Origin of the sequence: Clostridium sp. FP2 (genome assembly GCF_011065955.2) — a bacterium.
GTDB lineage: Bacteria > Bacillota > Clostridia > Clostridiales > Clostridiaceae > Clostridium_AD > Clostridium_AD tagluense.
In genome coordinates this window covers 129846-149267 of record NZ_JAAMNI020000001.1, presented here as the reverse complement: position 1 = coordinate 149267, position 19422 = coordinate 129846, and the positions used below count along the sequence as shown (strand labels likewise).

23 protein-coding genes and 1 other annotated feature are annotated in these 19422 nt (G+C 28.8%); of the genes, 2 read left to right on the top strand and 21 right to left on the bottom strand.

Translation table 11 applies throughout. The features are described from left to right. Window positions 1-73: 73 nt before the first annotated feature. On the top strand, window positions 74-367 hold the full coding sequence (locus tag G9F71_RS00740; protein WP_164951649.1) for a hypothetical protein: 294 nt from the start codon (window positions 74-76) through the stop codon (window positions 365-367). Between the two features lie 50 nt (window positions 368-417). On the opposite strand, the gene G9F71_RS00735 is transcribed toward G9F71_RS00740, so the two are convergent. From G9F71_RS00735 to G9F71_RS00640, 21 genes are all read right to left on the bottom strand, one after another. Then, the gene (locus tag G9F71_RS00735) at window positions 418-612 is read right to left on the bottom strand and encodes a hypothetical protein (protein WP_164951648.1); all 195 of its coding nucleotides are present in this window, start codon (window positions 610-612) and stop codon (window positions 418-420) included. Window positions 613-630: 18 nt separating this feature from the next. Continuing rightward, window positions 631-780, bottom strand: coding sequence for a hypothetical protein (locus G9F71_RS00730; protein WP_164951647.1), 150 nt, complete (start codon window positions 778-780; stop codon window positions 631-633). Between the two features lie 266 nt (window positions 781-1046). Continuing rightward, window positions 1047-1340 carry a hypothetical protein gene (locus tag G9F71_RS00725; RefSeq protein ID WP_164951646.1) on the bottom strand — a complete coding sequence of 98 codons (294 nt, stop codon included), beginning with the start codon at window positions 1338-1340 and terminating at the stop codon, window positions 1047-1049. After that, window positions 1322-1723, bottom strand: coding sequence for a hypothetical protein (locus tag G9F71_RS00720; protein ID WP_164951645.1), 402 nt, complete (start codon window positions 1721-1723; stop codon window positions 1322-1324). Before G9F71_RS00720 ends, G9F71_RS00725 begins: the two co-directional genes overlap by 19 nt. 295 nt (window positions 1724-2018) lie before the next feature. After that, complete coding sequence (locus G9F71_RS00715; RefSeq protein WP_224626132.1) at window positions 2019-2768, bottom strand: Ig domain-containing protein; 750 nt, start codon at window positions 2766-2768, stop codon at window positions 2019-2021. 370 nt (window positions 2769-3138) lie between these two features. Further along, entirely contained in the window at window positions 3139-4146 is a 1008-nt protein-coding gene (locus G9F71_RS00710) for a hypothetical protein (protein WP_164951643.1), read from the bottom strand. Between the two features lie 72 nt (window positions 4147-4218). Further along, a complete protein-coding gene (locus G9F71_RS00705) occupies window positions 4219-4674 on the bottom strand; it encodes a helix-turn-helix domain-containing protein (protein WP_164951642.1) in 456 nt (151 codons plus the stop codon). Between the two features lie 231 nt (window positions 4675-4905). Further along, window positions 4906-5043 (bottom strand): hypothetical protein, encoded by a 138-nt coding sequence (locus G9F71_RS00700; protein WP_224626130.1) that lies wholly within the window; start codon window positions 5041-5043, stop codon window positions 4906-4908. 260 nt (window positions 5044-5303) lie between these two features. Beyond that, window positions 5304-6248: a VCBS repeat-containing protein gene (locus tag G9F71_RS00695; protein ID WP_164951641.1), complete on the bottom strand. Its 945-nt coding sequence runs from the start codon at window positions 6246-6248 to the stop codon at window positions 5304-5306. Window positions 6249-6644: 396 nt separating this feature from the next. Beyond that, window positions 6645-6854: a hypothetical protein gene (locus tag G9F71_RS00690; RefSeq protein ID WP_164951640.1), complete on the bottom strand. Its 210-nt coding sequence runs from the start codon at window positions 6852-6854 to the stop codon at window positions 6645-6647. A gap of 81 nt (window positions 6855-6935) precedes the next feature. Further along, window positions 6936-7745, bottom strand: a complete 810-nt coding sequence (locus G9F71_RS00685; RefSeq protein ID WP_164951639.1) for a DUF5677 domain-containing protein — start codon at window positions 7743-7745, stop codon at window positions 6936-6938. 371 nt (window positions 7746-8116) lie between these two features. Continuing rightward, complete coding sequence (locus G9F71_RS00680; protein WP_164951638.1) at window positions 8117-8698, bottom strand: hypothetical protein; 582 nt, start codon at window positions 8696-8698, stop codon at window positions 8117-8119. A 6-nt stretch (window positions 8699-8704) separates the two neighbouring features. Continuing rightward, window positions 8705-9301: a hypothetical protein gene (locus G9F71_RS00675; protein ID WP_164951637.1), complete on the bottom strand. Its 597-nt coding sequence runs from the start codon at window positions 9299-9301 to the stop codon at window positions 8705-8707. A gap of 401 nt (window positions 9302-9702) precedes the next feature. Further along, window positions 9703-10449: a Fic family protein gene (locus G9F71_RS00670; RefSeq protein ID WP_224626127.1), complete on the bottom strand. Its 747-nt coding sequence runs from the start codon at window positions 10447-10449 to the stop codon at window positions 9703-9705. Between the two features lie 924 nt (window positions 10450-11373). Further along, complete coding sequence (locus G9F71_RS00665; RefSeq protein WP_164951636.1) at window positions 11374-11964, bottom strand: hypothetical protein; 591 nt, start codon at window positions 11962-11964, stop codon at window positions 11374-11376. 204 nt (window positions 11965-12168) lie between these two features. Beyond that, window positions 12169-12345: a hypothetical protein gene (locus G9F71_RS00660; RefSeq protein ID WP_224626124.1), complete on the bottom strand. Its 177-nt coding sequence runs from the start codon at window positions 12343-12345 to the stop codon at window positions 12169-12171. Window positions 12346-12511: 166 nt separating this feature from the next. Further along, the gene (locus G9F71_RS00655; protein ID WP_164951635.1) at window positions 12512-13057 is read right to left on the bottom strand and encodes a DUF1643 domain-containing protein; all 546 of its coding nucleotides are present in this window, start codon (window positions 13055-13057) and stop codon (window positions 12512-12514) included. 189 nt (window positions 13058-13246) lie between these two features. Next, the gene (locus tag G9F71_RS00650; protein ID WP_224626121.1) at window positions 13247-13612 is read right to left on the bottom strand and encodes a hypothetical protein; all 366 of its coding nucleotides are present in this window, start codon (window positions 13610-13612) and stop codon (window positions 13247-13249) included. Then, complete coding sequence (locus tag G9F71_RS27105; protein ID WP_263488068.1) at window positions 13605-13736, bottom strand: hypothetical protein; 132 nt, start codon at window positions 13734-13736, stop codon at window positions 13605-13607. The genes G9F71_RS00650 and G9F71_RS27105 overlap by 8 nt, the downstream gene beginning before the upstream one ends. Before the next feature lie 1091 nt (window positions 13737-14827). Then, a complete protein-coding gene (locus tag G9F71_RS00645) occupies window positions 14828-16180 on the bottom strand; it encodes a DUF4062 domain-containing protein (protein WP_164951633.1) in 1353 nt (450 codons plus the stop codon). Window positions 16181-16950: 770 nt separating this feature from the next. Beyond that, on the bottom strand, window positions 16951-17421 hold the full coding sequence (locus tag G9F71_RS00640) for a VanZ family protein (protein WP_164951911.1): 471 nt from the start codon (window positions 17419-17421) through the stop codon (window positions 16951-16953). Between the two features lie 568 nt (window positions 17422-17989). After that, window positions 17990-18242 (top strand) — a binding site (T-box leader). A 103-nt stretch (window positions 18243-18345) separates the two neighbouring features. Between G9F71_RS00640 and asnA the strand changes: the two genes are divergently transcribed. Beyond that, window positions 18346-19368 (top strand): aspartate--ammonia ligase, encoded by a 1023-nt coding sequence (gene asnA, locus G9F71_RS00635; protein ID WP_164947028.1) that lies wholly within the window; start codon window positions 18346-18348, stop codon window positions 19366-19368. Window positions 19369-19422: the final 54 nt, after the last annotated feature.

Sequence of the window (19422 nt, the reverse complement as noted above, 5' to 3'; positions counted from 1 at the left end):
CTCTATTTTTATATGCTCTGACAGAAGATATAATTAATGTATAAATAACAATTAAAAGGGAGTAAATTTAATTATGGAAGAAGCACTATTTTTAATACAAAATAGACTATATACAAAATACTTAAATAAGAGTTTAGGCATGGATGAATATAAATATGATTTGCTATCACGATATGTTGGTGGTTTAATTACCACCTACCTATCCAACACCAAACTTTCTAAAGAACCTTTATTTTTAGAATTTGATGAAAAGTCCGTAAATATTTATACTACCTTAAATCTGCATATTGTTCCTGGGAATCTCCACGTTTACTTAGAGATTAAAAATAATATTATAATTAAAATAGAAGCTTCTATTGTGGAGTAATCTCCATTTTAAAAGCTTCCTTTTTATCATTTTTCAATTCATCTATCCACCTACTCACCCATCATTGCCCTCAAATAATTCAGTAATTCCTCACATTCTTTCTCTTGTTTATATTTAATATTTACAGTTGTTTTCTTCTTTTTTTCTACTTGATTTTTCTTAGTAATCGACTCCATAATATTATATTCCCTTTCATATTTATACTTTGTATATAGTAATTTACTTTCACAGTAATTGAAAATCATTTCTAAAATTCTTATCGCCTATTCATTATCATCTTCGTTGTCAAAATCTTTCATTGCGGTCCAATATGAAAGTTTCTTGATTTTTTCTTCTCTCATAAGTTTCATATCAATTAATGATTGTTCTAAAGGTTCCGCAGGAGTACATGGTCTTACCATTGTATTTTCCATAGTTATCTCCCTTTTTTAAAATTTTTAAAACAAAAGATAAAAGGACTTAAACTTCTCAGCTTAAACCTTTTTTTAATCTCCTTTTGCGAAGCAACCTAATATTATACTTTTCTAATATCCTATTCTCGTCAAAATCGACTATAAAATATTTTTCATATAATTACCTTTAACCTTATATTCCCGATTGAAAACATCTTTTAAAATATAATTTATTTTACCATACTCTTTACCGTTAGACACGTATACAATAGTCAAATTAACCATTTTTAATACTGGTGGTTTACTATATTTTTTGTATTATCCCACATACTCGCTTGTTTTTGACATCCAAGAGTATAGTCCCAAGGGTAATCATCATAGCCATAGTTACCTACAGTTTTACCACTCGTAAAATCTGGTGGAAAGTATGGATTACTTATTGAATCGCCACCACTTGAATAAGCCATATATCTCCATTCTCCGTTTTGACCAACATAATACATGAAATTATTATGTATACCTCGTCCATAGACAACATTCCCCGCACTAATGTCATTAATTTTTAATTTTGCCTTAAACATACTCCACTACTATTAGTGTTCTCACGCACCTGACCATAACTTTTTATTTGGGAATCTTGGGCCTTGCCAAGAATAGGAACTGGTGAATACCAAGTAATTCCCTTATATCCTGAGAGGAATACTTTATTACTATTTCTCCCTGTACCTATCCCCTCATAATAACCTTTTAGAGAAGCTCCTTCTCTGGAATTAAATGCCATAGTTGTAGTAGTACCGTTAGCTAAGTGTATTCCTGATACTGGCGATAATCTACTACGTTCTGGACTTCCAACAGTACCAAGAGCATTAACTTTTACCATTGATAACATCAGAGATAATGACAGCAATGAAGCAAATGTCAAAATTTTTACTGGTATTATTTTTTTAGTTTTTATTTTTATCATTTTCTAACTACTCTCCCTCCTTATTCAGAACGACTGTTAAGGTATATCTGGATATTGCTTCATTAAGAAAGCTATTCCTAATAACCTTTCTATTAATCTATTATATTGTCTAAGAACAAGTTTTAATCACACGAATATAACTAAAACTATATTAATTATTGCTTACTGTTAGTTTACAATGTTTTTAGGTGCAATAATAGGGTTTTACGGTTCTATATGGTTTGAGATAGAGTTAGATTAAATTTATTTAAGTGTGAAATAAAAAAAGCCCAAGTCTTTCGACTTGAACCCTTATTTATTTTATAGTTGGACCAAAATTAATACTAATAAAAGCATTTTCAACTTGTATTGTTATTTTTCGTCCATCTAAATTAAGTGTTTGAGATTTTACTTTCGGATTATCTAATATAGAAATTAAAGTGTTTCCCTTAGTTGGTAGTATCCACCTTAAAATAGTATTTATTTTCTTGTCTACATCTGCATTGCTTCCCATTATTGTAAAGTTGATATCTTTACTTCCAGATAGTACATTGTAGCAAAAATACGTATATTGACTTGCTCCTTGTTTACCATACCGATTTAAAGCTAATTGACCGTTAAAGTCAAAAACTCCTTCAATAGTCCGTACTTTTTCTTTTATTGCACTACCATTATAAACCGCTTTTGTTGATGGTTTAGTAACAGTAACTACGCAAGTAACTCTTTTACTTCCATCTACTGTTGTAACTGTTATTGTTGCTGTTCCCGCACCTACCGCAGTAACTTTTCCTAACTTATCTACTTTTGCTACCTTAACATTTGAAGAATTCCATACCACCGCTTTGTTTGTTGCATTTGATGGTGATATGGTTGCTTTCAAAATATCTGTTTTGTTTACTACTAAAACATTTTTAGTTTTACTTAATCTTACTGATGTAACTTTAACTATTGATTTAGCCACTGTGACTGCATTAGCAGTAGTAACAATAAGTGTTAAACATAATAGTGTTCCAATTGCCAAGGCTATAAAACTCTTATTCATATGTTTCGTCCTACATTTTTTCATGCCTTTCTCCCCCATGTACTAAAGATTAGTATAATTTATAATTTTTGTTATTCTTCTGAATTATACCACTATTTTTTAAAATATTTTGTAGAACCTTGTCGTACTTATTAGAGAATAATTTTTTAACTTACAATATATTTGTGCTATTTAAAAACTTTTTTTACAATTTTAGCTTAGTTTTATTATTATGTTAATCACAGTACCACTAAATAATGTGGTACTGTGATTAACATGATGGCGATGAATCACTGGATGTAAATAAAGAAGAAGATTTAGTTATCTAATAAACAATAGTTACAAAATATAATTGAAAATTCTACAAGTGTGCTAAATTTAGTATTACTTCGTATAAAAAAATAGAAACCAGTGATTAACTGGTTTCTATTTTACCGTCTTTTACTTTCTCTATGGCTTCCTCTAAATATTTATCAAATCCATATAGATACTGCTTAACGATTCGCCCAAATATCAAAATCATTTTTTCTTTGTCACTAAACCACCCAAATGATAAAAATGTGCAAATTTGCTCATATTCATCATTCCAAGTAAGCATAAAATTAAATTCGTCATTCAATTTTTTACACTCATTTTTTAGTTGAAAATAGATTCTTTTACTTTTAACATTGCTGAACGCTAAAACAATTCCGATACGATTTTTTCTGTCTGCTATAATTTTAAAATCTACCCCTCCATATCCTGCTCCGATTATAAAGCAATTTCCAGAAACGTTTTTGTATTTGTATGTATTTCCATAGTCTGCACAATCTTGCCTTAATATTTTCACAATTCTTATTAGAATTTTTTGTTTATATGAGTAAGTCTCCTGTATGGTAACATCTTTTGCATTATACACTTTATTTCCATTATAATTCTTCATACCATTGATTAATATAAAATGCTCTTCAATATCGTTTAAATTGTTTAGCATTTTTATTTGGTTAATTTGCTTATATTGGTTTATTTCTGTAAGTAGCTCAATTACTTCATAATTAAGAGTTAAAAATACTATTTCAATGTTTTTTTCTAAATTGGAAATAATTAATTTCTTTAGTTTTGTCATATACACGCTGTTAAATCCTATTGCTATCCAAATTATTACTGTACTTTCCTCATTTCTTCCCAAATCTATCAATTGCACGATTTGATTATAGTGTATTTCATCAGATTTTGATAACTGTATCTCACAAAATAATCTTCTACCTTTTTCATCAATTCCACTTATATCTACATACCTTTTGTATCTTTCATTTCTGTATTCTCTCTCCAACATAATATCATCCTCTTTTAATTTAATCCCAATTTTGTTCGATAATTTTCCCCAATTCTTTTTCAAAAAAATTGAATACAAATATTCCTTCCTACTTCCATCAAAGCTCACTTAAATCGCCTCCATATTAAAATAACTCCCACATGAAACATATGGGAGTAAAAATTATTCTTCCTTTTTAATTTATATACCCGTTGCAACCTCTTTTCTAAGATTATCTGCTAATTGTAGAATATTGGATTCATATTCTCTATCACAATTCGCTTTCATTGCATACTGCTCAAATGCTTTTATTATTTGCCTTAAACAAAATTGTACATCTATACTTGCCACTTTACCTGCAAATAAGTATGTATTATTAAGCAATAAATTTTCAATACTATCAATTTCCTTTTCATTTTTTTTAATCTGTCCTTCTGGATAAGGAAAAAGTTTTTCTATAACACTCATGTCAATGCCAAACGCATTTTTCAACCTGTTCAGCGTATAAATCGTTGGATTCTTTCTTTCCTCCGTCTCTATACGACTAATATATGCACAACTTAGGTCTGTAATTATTGATAATTCATGTATACTCATATCACTTTCATTTCTTAGTTTTTTTATTAGCTTACCAAAAGTTTCTTCTGCATTTTCCATTCTTAATCATCCTTTCCATTTTAGATTAGTTATTTTCCAAATAACTCCTTTTGTTTATGTTGTTTATATATCATATACACTTGTCCTCAAATTTATAATTTTCAATTATGGTAATTAAGTATAAATGATGAAAAAATAAAATAGGACTAAAGCCTTAGCTTTAATCCCTAAATACAATTTTACTTCAACGCAAATAATAACAAAAACTGTAACTTATTTAATATTAATTTCTTAATTAAAACCTAATAATCTTATAATTTCATCATACATTCTTTTTACTCTATTATTGCCACTACTTATTTGTTCTTCAAATAAGTTCTCGATTAAATGATACTCAGTTGCCCCCATATTTTTTAAAGCTCTAACCAAATTTTTTAACCATATCCATACCCTTATATAATGTATATAACTGTTGATGATGGGAACGCCCATAAATAAAGGCATGGACAAACTTTAATTTTCGGAGATAATCACTGATATTTGCTTACACTACTACATCTCTCGAGCCTTGGTATATATTTGTTAAAACCTTCTACTTGCTACCTTACCTTATAAATTTAACAAAAAAACCAAATAAATTATATTTGTTCTCCATGGTTCATATCATTCTTTAACCTTATAATTAAAGCCTATTGAATTTTAACATCATTAATTTTATAATTCTTACTTTTAACATCTACAAGCTTTGTTTTTACTTCGATAATTTTTTCTTGTGGAATTATTTTTGTACCATCAATTTTAAAAATCAGCACCTTAATTCTCCAATTAATCTCAATAGGGCTATCAGTTATTTTTGTATCGTATTTTAAGCTATCATCAATATATTCTAAAATCTGAGTTGATAATATATGAGATTTTAACTGGGTCAAGAACTCAATATTACGTTTATCAGCAATCCATTCTTTTGTGAAAATGTCTAAATCTTTTATTTCAGTTAGACTAAGTTCCTCTGGAGGTACACTATTTAGCATACTCAACAAGGTTTTTATAATATTAAACCCCATACCTGCGTCTAAATCATAGTAAATCCTTTTGTAATGATTTGTCTGCCATTGATAGTATATCTGTTCATCCCCCAACCCATATAGTCTATTATCAATTACTATTTCTGGTATCTTATCTCCTGTTATATCCTTGAACGTAAATCCTGAATAAAATCCACTAAATATTATTTTGTATTCTGAACCATTCCATTGATAAAAATATATATCATTTTCATGTGTCATGCTTCCCCAAGTTATTATCTCTGGTATATTATCATTATTTACATCTGCAACTAACATATTTAACTTCCAAAATGGAGTATACGGAGCTATAAACCCATAATTCTTTATATTGGGTTTGAGCCTATATACTTTTCCATTATGTTGTACTATTTCAACCACATACCCTTGATTTTTTTCATCTGCAAGAATTTTAATTTTGTCATTAATCTTATCTCCTGTAGTATCCTTTTCAATTACTTCTATAAGTTTGTAACTATCAGGAAGTGATGTCGCATAAGCTTGTTTTGGATTACTGGCTATAATTATAAAAATCAACAATAATATTAGGAACTTTATTTCTTTGTACATTGCGATTTCACCCTCCAATCTTATTCTCTTACTTTGTTACGCTACCTTTTATACTGGTAAAATAGTTTATAACAGCTTCACTACATAATCCTTTTCAAAATTCATAAAGTTATTATTAAATATCATTTTTCTGGAATTACTTAATTATATTTTCTTTATAGCGTTTCCTCTAAAACTTTTTTCTGAGATATTACTACAACACATCCTTTTAGTTTATTATTATCATAATTTATTATTTTCAGCCTTAAATAAAGTCTTTAACATAACAAAAACCAGTAAGATTTTTTTATCTCACTGGTTTAATACAAACAGTAAATTTAACAAAACTCCTCATTAATCAGTAACCTAACATCCTTACAAAATTTTCTCCACTCCTTGGGATATTTATTATTTCCTTCAAAGAAATAGTTCTTTTCGGTTGTAATTATAGACACACTCCATATATCTATAGTTAACTACTCGTTTTATTATATCTATATCTACCGCATATGAAGAACCAGAATATCCTCCTACACAAGCGTTAACGCTTAAAATATTATTCTTAGTCACGCCTCTAAGTGGTAATAGTATTTGTCTCCATTCATTTGCCTTTTCCTCAAATTTCACAGCATTAGCGGAGCTTGTAGACGGTAACTTAAATAGACTTAGATTGTTTTTATTTATTTTATTAACTACTGATTACATCAATTACATTTTTTTCTTCTTCTTACCACCAATCATAATTTCTTTGTATTCTCGAATCAAGTCAGCTTTATCCTGTTGTGACCATCCTGCGTCTTCAACAATATCTAAAACAAAATCAATAACACTTTTTTCAGTGTCATACATTTCAATAATTTTATCAAAATTATCTTGAAATTGGATATTGTCAAAGTATTCTGATTTTATATTAAAATACCCGCATATGAATTTTATCAAATAATAGTAAATTGAATTAATAAATTCAATCGTTGGTTTTGCTTTTTTCTCGGATGGATTAATGGAAATATTCTTTCCATCAAAATTTTGACCAGTTCCCATATAATTGCTATGGGAATAGCCGCATAAAATTGTATATACCTTATAAAGAGGTTTATCCAACGTTAAACATGACCTTGCCTTTATACTATCAACTGTCCAGTATCCTTCTACTGATAGATAATCGTTTGCTCTCTTTAACTTTTTATTTGATTCTTCAACAATATATTTTACATTAAAAATAATTTCTACTATATTTCTTAAATTAATTAGAGCATTTGGAAAATACCCATTAGTTGCCAATATAATACACGATTTAAAGGATTTAATTGCTTGAGCGAATAAAATATTTATAGCTTGGTTAACTCTATGTTCATCTGTTTCAGCATTGCTTATTTCATTCATTTTTATGAGTAGCTCCAGTTCAACAAATGTCTGTAGTGAAAGTGACACGCCTAATTCATTTTCACTTTTTTCTATTACATTTTTATAGACCTCTTTGTCCAAAATAAAGTCATTCAAGTCTTCAATGTTAAACATATTATATCCTCCCCTTCAAATAATCTAAACATTATCTTTATACTTCATAGATTGGGTAAGAACCGTTATATATTCCACCAGTTCTTGTCCCCTGACAAGTTATTACCTTACCCTAACAATCCTCGTGAATCGTTAGTCTACTTGATATAGCTCTCCCTGAACCTTTTTCAATTAGTTTACCGTAGACCTCACTAACAGTTGGCATTACTTATCTCCCTTCAATTTTATATTAAATATAATTTATAAACATATATTGAGTTACTCCATCTGCTATTTCTTTTTTAAAGCTATAATATTTTATACTTTAGTGTATTCATATGCAGTCTTATAACAATATAAAAATGCAATTATAGTCATTACAAACAGTTCTCCTATTTTCTTGCTTGTAAAGCACTCGCCTCACGTTCAATTGAGTTCGCATTTATAATAAAATGATAAATGTTAAAGTAAGTACCTTTCTTCTCTGGGTTCTCGTGTCTCGTCAATAAAACATCATTCATATCTTTGTGTTCTAATATACCATCTACTAATTGAAAATACTTTGTCCTACCTTTTTCTACATAAAAATTCTTTAATATTTCTATCCTCTTACTTAAAACAGTATTAGCTTGTACACTTTTATTGAATACTATTGTAAATCCAAACTGAACATCTTTTGTCATATATCCAACTAACTGTTTTAATTGGCTTTCAAATTTTCCCCACTCTTTATTTTCTCCTATCGCTAAAGTCTTATATATCCCCTGCTCATATGTGTAAATATAAAAATCACTTTCTCCTATACCAACTTTAGCATACCCAGTTGGCATTTCTCTTTCAAAGATTATATTACTATCTTGTAGCTTCTCTCTTACTATATCTCTTATATCATTGCTCAATTCAGTTTCACTTGTTGAGTACAACCTTCGAGGGTCATTTTCTCTAAGTTTTATAGCATTATATATTTGCTTCACTATTAACTACTGGGAACTCACCCTTTTATTATCAATTTGATTGTTAGTTTTGAATTTAGTCTTAATCTTATAGTATTCTTCTTTTTTATCATTAGGCATAAGTTCTATATAATCTTCTAAAATAACACCTCTAAAATCTTCATATGCAGGTCCATAAATCTTATAATATTGTAAGTTTGTTGATAAACCTTCCTCCAAGAAGTCCCAATCTAAAAATAGTAATGACTTATAGTATTCAATATTATTTATGTTTCGTGCTATATATTCTTCATCTTCATTATGAATTTCTTTTTCATCTACTATTTGTTCTAACTCAACTTCTGTAACATCTAACCACCATTCTATTAAGTAAAATAAAGCATACTCTTGAATAGGATTTAGACTATGTAAATATGTATCTGTTGTATACTCTTTAAGCTCATCTAAAATTTCTATACATCTCTCCTTATTCTTTCTTACATAATGAACTGGAAATATCATTTCTAAAATATCTTCATAATCTACATCTTTGCCTAAGTCAATAAAAAATTCGAGTAAATAGTATATATTTTGGTTTACCTTATACAGTATATTTTCTGAAATCTCTATGTCAGCTTTAATCACAATCTACAGCTCCCTTTAGACTTATTATCTGCTACTCTTTAAAATGAAAAATCGAAAGCTTTTGTCCTTGTAATTGAAACATAATATTCATTTTAAAATTACATAACATTACTTTATATTCAATATCATAACATAATTGTCTTTAACATTAACTATATTTACTATTAGTCAGAACACCCTAAATAAATATTCTTTTGCTTTCAATCCCCTTAATAATTGGTAATTGAAGGTATATATAATAAAAAATGAAGGTATGCGGGTGATTATCCCTGCATTTCCTTCATATTTTTGGACAAACTCTACTGTTTTGTTATATCAACAAATCTTATAACTAATATTTTCAATTAATCAATTTTCATACTTCTCTATTATTAACTTATCTAACCATTCATTCATTATAGTTAATCTAAAAAATATTTTAATCCCTTTAATTTAAAATTATAATCCTTAATCCATGTTTTGTAGGCTTGGTCTTCTAAAAACCTAATCATCTTATCTATTTGTTGAGTTTCATTAAATTGTTCCAAAGCTAAATAGTATTCCTTTTTATCGTTATAAAATATGACAATTGGCGGAAGATTATTCGCTATGAGTAGATAGTTGAGTAACATTCTCCCCACTTTCCCGTTATCAGTGAAAGGATGTATGCTTTCAAAATAGCAAAGAAAGTAACTCATAACTTTTAGAGCATTATCGCCCTTTACTTGTACATTATTCATTTCCTCAATTAATGAATTTAAGTTTTTTTCTATCTCTATTGGGTCTACTCCTACATCATATAATCCTACTATACCCCTCCTAAATTCTCCTGGTTTTTCACCTTTAATTATCAACTCTTCTTTAAAGCAATCTTTCATTAAAACATAATGAAACTGCTTGATTAAATCAATTAATAATTTTGAATTATTTTCTTTGCTTATTTTAAAAATATTTTCACAAAGACTTTTATGGTTTTCTATTTCCGTAATTGTTTTTTCACTCCCTTTGAAATTTATAACCTTTTCTCCTTTAAAAACAGCCTCTACATCTCTTAATATTATTTCGTTATTCTCTATTTTACTGGATGAATATGTACACTTAATAAAGAACCTATTTATTAATTCTTGACTTAATCCTTCTCGCCATAATTTTATACATTCCTTATACAATATTTTTTAATCTCCTTATCTGAAAAGTATTTGATAAAATATAATTTAATAATATCATATATTTTACATATCTCATTTACTCTCACTTGCTTTTTTTCTCACGTTTGATTGAATGAGAGAATAAATGAAGGTATTACTTCTTTTTCCCTTTAAGCAATTCATTAGAATTTCGTTCTAACTATGTAGATTATTAATAGAGTTTTGAAAGGCTCACCCTCCCAACACCAACTCCTAACCCTATCTTTCAACCCCAATTAATACTAATAAAGTCTTGAGAAACCCCTCCTATCTGCCTCCTTTATTCCCAAAAGGTCTACCGACCATTCCATAAATCTAAAAATCAATCTTATCCTCATTTACATTAAGTATTTTCTCGCATGTGTTCTCCTATCTACCCTCAATCCTTCTCCCTAATTTCTTTATCCTATTCCATAAAAACCTCTCATATCAAGTCTTACATTGGTTATATTGCTGTTCTTAATCTATGATTTAATCTATCATCTATTCAATCTTTTCAATCACTCCTTCAATGCTTTGGGTAATCTTTTATCTGGATTTGGGGCGTGGGGCAGGTGGGGGAAGAAAAAAAGAAAAGGAACGGTAACCTGTTCCAATCTCTGATGTTGTGCGAGTGAAGTGGTGTTCGTGGATGGATAGGATGAAAGAAAAGTTGTCCGCATTAACAACCAATTTATGGCTATAATGTGGACAGTTTTGTTCATAACTTTATTTGTATTTTGAAGAGTTTATTAATATTTCAAATGATTAATTTTTGTCTACATAGTTAGGTTAGGTTTGGATGGTATTCTCATAAGTTGGATACATCATTTTTTATTATAGAAGTTAATGTTTATAGCCTATAACATGAATTTCAAATTAAAACTTCATTAATCACTGAAATACTTATTGATTAAATACTTTAAATTATCTGAACACATATTCGTTAGAAAACAATTCAAATAATATAGAGGCAGAATCATTATTAACGGATATATTAGAATATATATATTCTGCAATATTTGATTCAAATTCTCCCCAATTGCTAATAACTTCATTCGCCATAGAGTTAGCTTCCATTTCAAGATGTCTACGTTCATAAGGTAGTTGCTTCTCTTCATTCATTACTTCTTCTGTTAGTCTACCATTTTGGAATTGTTGAATATGAACTAACTCATGTATAAGGGTAGCTTTAACATATATTTCTATAACCCTATTGAATACCAACATATTTGAAGATAGCCTTGAAAACTTTCGATTAATTGCTTCTTTTATATCTTCACTATAAAAAACTATTCTATCTACTTTTTCATAACCATTATTAAATATTGTTCTCGCATTAGTAAATGGTTCTGCATAACCCCCTTCGCCATAAGCAATGTCTTGTGTTTCAATATCATATTCTATCCGCTGTATATTAAATCTTTCTTCTATTTCATTTTTAAATATACGAAAATCTTCACTTATGATTATATCTTTAATTTCACTTTTATCTAATTGAAAATAATTTAATGGCATAATTCTTTACCTCCATAACATTAAATAATTATATGTATTATTTTTAATATTTCTAAAGATTGTTATGTTTTTAAGGTCATTAAAATCAAAACCTTTTTATGGTTCAAGCATAATGAATAACTCTATTATTTCCTATATATATCATAATGCCGATAAATTTTTCTATCTACACCAATAATCTCACCAGATTTTACATAGTTCATCTTAATAGTTTTCTTTACCTTTAAAAACCTTACTGAACCTTTCTTTAGGAGACGATTTTTTAAAATCTTCAAAACCAAATAATGAATTAAACTTGTCCCCTTTTTCTTCTAATTTTTTAAATTTTGTTTTCATTCGTCTACACATTAAATCTATAGAACCATCTAATTTTAAAACCAAATCTGTTATACTTTCTTCTACTTTATTTTGTATTTATTAAATATAGACATAATTGTCTATCCTTTAATTCACTCTAAAGTATAACATTAGCAACTATTATTATATAATTAAAATACTTTATTTTCCATGATTCGATAAACTTAATACACCATCAATTGCTCTCTAATTATTTAATTTGATATGGTACTATCTCATAATTTTCGGTATTATCACTTATATAATAGCTAATATGAGCTGGATTATTTTCTTCGTATTTTATACTTAATACATTATTTAAATCCTTAAAATTATTCTTAATAATTTTTCTGACTTGTTCTTTCCTTCGTATATATTTTTTATCTGTTCCCCAACCAATTATAATTTCATCTCCACTCTTCAACTCTTTTTTTATGTAATAGTCATTTTCTTCATACTTACTTTTACTTTGTCTTTCTAATGGATACTTACTGTTTTCAGTTATTACAGAAAACAAATTCAAAATAACTAATTCTTTAAAGTTTCTTTTTATTGCAATGTTAGACGCTATCCTATTTGCTTTATCCATCAAAAGTTCATCAGCAAATGAAGGATTAAGAAGAAAAAATATTAATTTTCCTTTGTTGAGTTCCTTTTTATCGGAAGTAAAGCTTTTTTTTAATATATATCTATGTTCCCCACACTCTGAAAAAATCGTTTCCATTGCTACTGTACCCTTTTGTAAATTAACCTTCATAACACGTCCTCCTATTAATTTATAATTTAATAATCCTATACCATGTATGTTGCAATATATCTCTAATTTTTCCTACACTACAGTATGCAGTAGTTTAGTTGTATTGGGAAATAATATTCAACCAATTTTTCAGCTTCTATTTTTCTATGAATTATATATTTTCTTAGTCAAATTAATATCCATATTCATTTAACTTACTTCAATTAATTTCATTTCTTGAATAGACGATATTATTTCAAATATTTCATCCAGAAACAATATTACTTTTAGAGAGTTTGCTTCTGAGCCATATTCAATTGCTAAACCATGTGAAATCTTATGTCTACTAAAATCACTAACTTCACTGGGCTTAGTAGCCCTAAATCTGCAATATATTTTATCTATACTAACAATAACATAACTTGAAATAAAATTGTTTAATTCCTCCACCTTACCTTTAAATATTTTATATATTGGACTAAAGCTTTCATTAAATGTTTTATACTTCTCTGACATAAATTTTCTTATTACACCTTCTATTAAAGGAGCTAAAGTTGGAACTGCCAACTTATACATTTCTCAGTCTTGTTTGATTATTTTCTATTTTATTAGAACAATAGGTGCTTTTTACGAGCAATTTATTTAATAACTTGTCAATTTGTCCTTCCATCCATATTTTTATACATTCCTTATATAACATTTTCTAATCTCCCTATCTAACAATTACTGATAAAATACAATTTAATAATATTATATATTTTATATATCTCATTTATTTTATCTTGCTTTTTCTCCCTTGCTTAATCAAATTATGGAACAAATGAAGGAGCTACTTCTAACGTTTTATCTGTGTCTCAATACACCTTATTTAATTATATTTACGTACTCACCAATGCTCTGTTTCTTTAGCCTTAATTTATAAATCGTAAGATTTATAATTAAGGCTTTGTAGACAAACATTAAGGTCTGTCCCAACTCCCCCACCATACCGACACCCTCTCACCACCTAACCCATCTACCCTCAACCCCACACCCCTTCCACCATTTCCCTCACGCATATTAGAGTTCATCTTCCATCCACCCCTTTTCTCCTCCCAAAATATTCCTAATTCACATGAAACACGAATATTAAAGTCTGTCCTTCTACTTGCATTTTATCAAGCTTTCCATCATATTTTCTATCTCTCTGTTTAAGTTCAAAGAGCTTATTCCACACTAAAATCTATCCCTCAGTCACGCTCTTCTCTCTCTTCCATAATGTTTTATTCCCTCGTTAATTCCACCCTCCTATCACGCCTTAAAGCTAATCATTCCAAGCCTTCGCCTCATTTTCTATCACGTTTTTTTCTATCTTTTATTCTGAAAAATTATCAAGCTTTATTTCTGATGTTTGGGAGTTTGGTTTGGGCAGGAATCTGCGATTGGTGGGCGGGTATGGAAAAAAAATGAAGGAAAGCAGGTGTTCCTGATTTCCTTCATTAGTTTTGACTACCAATAATAAAAAATATATCTGAGACTTATATCCATCAACAATTCTTGTGTGTATGTCAGAGTACATAACAGCTTCTACAAGCTAATTACCAAGCAGAATAGAGAAGTATTGGTTTGAGCAACTAAGAAGGTTTAAAATACTCATAACAGTGCTTCTCAAATGGATGGCATATCAAACATATTAGATACAATTGATGTTGATTTTGCGAAAAAAATTATCCACACTAAAACTAATTTTGCAATACACTAACTATACCTTTCTTTTAAATGTCGAAAACCTCCAAAGTAGAGCAAGTAATATTATTCCTTATTTATAACAACAGGTATTGTAAATCTACTTTTCTCTTCATACTCTTCACAAATAATGCTAACAGTGATATTAAAAATCCCAGTTTCGAGCGGAATTATCCTATAGTCATCATCTAATTCAATTTCACGTGTGTGTAGTAATGTTTTTATTTTTATAGTTAAAATATTATTTTCTACCCATGATGATTTATTTTGATTTGGGATTAAAAATTTAGTGTTTAAAAATGATGATTGCAAATCCCCACCATTATTATTAAATCTATATATTGAATTATTCAAAAGTTTTGTAACTGCTAACATTGATGTATTGTGTTTATTAAAATTCTCCCTATTAGCTTTTTTTATTATATTTTCTGGTAACTCTATTTTTAAGGGTTCTTCATACTTTTTTATGTCACTATCACTCATTATTAATAATTCCTTTGGAAAATGTATATCCATGTAAATATTATTAGCCTTTGCATTCCCATCATTTAGAACTTTAATATTAAAAACTTGTCCAGTATTTTTAATCCTCAAATATTTTTTATAGTCGTCCTTATATTTATTTAGTTCTTCTTCATTGGGTAATAGGTTGTTATAATTCTGTATATCTTCTTCGGTAATATATTTTAGAAGATGTTCTGGCACTTCATCATATGATAAAGTTCTTACATCCTCTAAATATGAATTATATTTGGTCGAATAATTAAACACTAATTCATTATTATCATGTATATTAAGCTTGATTTGTGGCTTTCTTTTAACAATCTGACTTAGTAGCCTATCGTTTTCTTCCCGAAGATTTCTATTTTCTTGATTTAGTTTTGTAATCTCTTGGGTTATTTGTGCAAAATCTATATTATCAGCTCTTACCCAACCTGGTCTTGGTTTCTTATGAAATATCTTATGTAAGGCAATCGAAACTTGAGTAGTTAAGTCATCATATGTTGTCCAAGGAGTAACCATTTTACTTGCTTTAGCCTTATTGATAAATTTCTCTAACTTTTCTATTTTATTAGAATCACTTTCTCTTTCTTCTGGTCTAAGTGCAATCCCCCTATCCCTAATAAAAGCCAATACAGGAATCCCCTTTGATTTAGCATAATCATATTCATTCTCTGTGTAACTTACCCCATCAGATGTTTCACTGCCATACCTTCCACCAATAATTAACACATAATAATCAGAGCAATCAATAGTATCTCTTATTACCTCCAATTGTTCATCATCATCAGCACTAAACATTTCCATACCTAATGGAAAGTGATATAAAGATAAAATAGTATCTCTAACCTTTTGTCTTGCTTCAATTAAATCTGTATATGTGGAACTAATAAAAATTTGATATTTCTTATTTTCCATTTAAATCACCCCAATGTTAGTATTCATATTAACATTACTATAAAATCATATAATTCACTAAAAATATTATCAATATATTATAACATGTTTTACTGATATTACCTTGTCATGTATATTACCTTTATCTTATATGATTCAGCTTCATAGCTTAAATTACATTACACTAATTCCCTTATATTTCCACTAACTTAAACCTTTAGTTAAAACTCATTAGAGTTTTAACTTCCTACTATGTTAGATTTGAATAGAGTCCTGCCTCCGCACCCCCCTCAATCCCGCATTCCATCGTCACCCAATTTAATAAAGTTCTGCTTCTCAGACCACTTTTTTCTCTCTCAAAAATAATTCACGAAGCAAATCTATATTAAAATTCTAATAAAGTCTTGCTTTTTTCGTCCACCAAATCACCCTTAACCCTTGAAACCACTCAATTCATCTTCATCTTTCACTCTAATTCCTTTTCACGCTCTTTTTTCTCTCTTTTTTCCACCATTATTTCACCCAAAACTCTCCGTAGGAGTCCATCTTTACTTCCATCTTTATATCTCATTCTCTTTCTTATTATAGGTTCACGACTCTGTTCCTAAATGCTATGTAAGCCTCTGCTTGTGTGGGTTTATGTCATGCTATCGAACCTATCATTATCCCTTTCGGGATGGTTTCAAGGGAACTTTAGTTGGGGTTTTTATCGAGGATTTTTTCAAGGGAAAGGTAGGGGTAAAAGCGGAAAAAACTAATCGAGTGTGGCCGATTAGCTTTTTAGCAAAACTTTATTTTAATTTTGTCAGGACTTTATTTGGTGGAGCAGGTCTTTTTTTTAATGTGACAACAATATACATAGTCAGAAATGCTGTAAGTCCTCCGCATGTATCTACCATTACATCTCTAAAAGCCGGTCCTCTTCCTGGAACAAAAGCCTGATGGAACTCATCGGAGCATGCATATAAAAACACTATTAATATACTGAGCATAAACGCTTTAATATCCCAATTTTTCTTTGTATTTATAGCCCTGTATAGCAGGATATACAAAATAAAATATTCTGTAAAATGTGCCGCTTTTCTAACTATAAAATCACTAAGAGTCCCAAGTATACTATTTAAGTCTAGACCAATAAATTTGAATATATATATAACAAATTTATTATTTTCACTTGATACCTCACCAGGTTGACTAGAAAATAGAAATATTAATATCATCCATCCTATAACTAAAATCCACTTTATATGTTTTTTCTTCATATATACACCCCTCAAGTATTTCAAAATTTCTCTATTACTGCTTTTATTATGATTTATGAAAATATACTTGTCAATATTCCTTTGTAAAATGCAGAGCTGAAGCATGAAAAAACTAATTTAATTTAATGTTTTTTTTCGTGAAAACGTCATTCATCAACACAAATAGAGTTTTTTATGATATAATTAAAAGTTATGTATTAATTATGAATACATACATATATCATTTAAGTAAATACATGTAAATAATTCTCTTGTTTTGCGAGAAAACACTGCACTTAAAGACCGAATTTGTAATTTTAAACCATTGTATTAAGGTGTAAATTTTTTATATATTAAAGTCTTCACGAAAAAGTTTTTTTAATAACTCATTACAATCGTTGAAATTACTAGGTTTCAAATTTCATGCTTCAGCTCTGTGTAAAATGCCCTTTAAAAATTGGATTATAATAGATATATATAATAAGCCAATGAACTTAGGTTTTACAATTTTATAAATTTTCATAAAAATATTTATTTTGCAGGTTGACAAATTGCAACTTGCAAGTTAGAATAAATATAAGTTATTTTTCTAAAAACTGTGACGAGAAGAGTACATATAGGAAGTAGTTAAAGCGAGTGGATTATAGTGAAAGTTCCATATGACGCCTATGTCGAAGAACATCTCTGAGTTTCCAGCTGAAATCCTTGTGAAATTAGGTGTGGACGGAGCCTAACCGTTATATATAGGGCAGTATCGAAACATTTTTCTGTACTGATTATGAGTGAGCTTTTTTAAAGCTAATTTAGGTGGTACCACGGAAGTTTAACCTTTCGTCCTAGAAACAAGGATGAAAGGTTTTTTGTTTTTTGTTTCAATTTTAAAACATATAGCATGGCCATGCTAATCATTCGAAAAAATTACAAAACTACTAGGAGGTTTTATTTATGATAACTTACAAAAAAGGACTTGCAATTCCAGCTGGCTACAAACCACTTCTCGGATTAAAAGATACAGAAATTGCTATTAAACAAGTAAAGGATTATTTTGAAAATAGAATAGCGAAAGAATTAACTCTTACCAGAGTTTCAGCTCCTCTTTTCGTAAAATCTGATACTGGAATAAATGATAACCTAAACGGTATTGAACGAGTAGTTTCCTTTGATATGAAAGCTTTAGCTGATACAAATATCGAAATTGTTAATTCACTAGCTAAGTGGAAGCGTATGGCTTTATATAGATATGGCTTTGAAGTAGGCGAAGGTCTATACACTGATATGAATGCCATAAGACGTGATGAAGATTTAGATAACCTTCACTCTATATATGTAGACCAATGGGATTGGGAAAAGGTTATTCTAAAAAAAGAAAGAACTTTAGATAAATTAAAAGAAATTGTAACTAGTCTTTATAAAGTTTTTAAAGATACCGAAGATCATGTTCACAAATTATATCCTAAAATAGAAAAATTCTTACCTGAAGAAATTTTCTTCGTAACTACACAAGAACTCGAAGATTTGTACCCTTCTTTTACACCAAAGGAAAGAGAAGATGCTATATGTAAAGAAAATATTGCAGTATTTATAATGCAAATTGGCGGTACACTAAAATCTGGTGAAAGGCACGACGGTAGAGCTCCTGACTATGATGATTGGTCACTTAATGGCGATATAGTATTCTGGAATCCAATACTTGAAAAAGCCTTTGAACTTTCTTCTATGGGAATAAGAGTTGATGAATTAGCACTAAGAGAGCAACTTAAAGTAGCCGGTTGCCAGGAGCGAAGTTCCTTTGAATTCCATAAGCTACTTTTAGAAGGTAAACTTCCATATACTATAGGTGGCGGTATAGGTCAATCTAGAATATGTATGTACTTTCTAAATAAAGCTCATATTGGCGAAGTTCAATCTTCAATATGGACAGATGAAATGATAAATGATTGTATGGAAGCAAATATAGTTTTACTTTAATGACATTTTAAAAAACACTGAAAATAATTAATTATTTTCAGTGTTTTTTAAAAT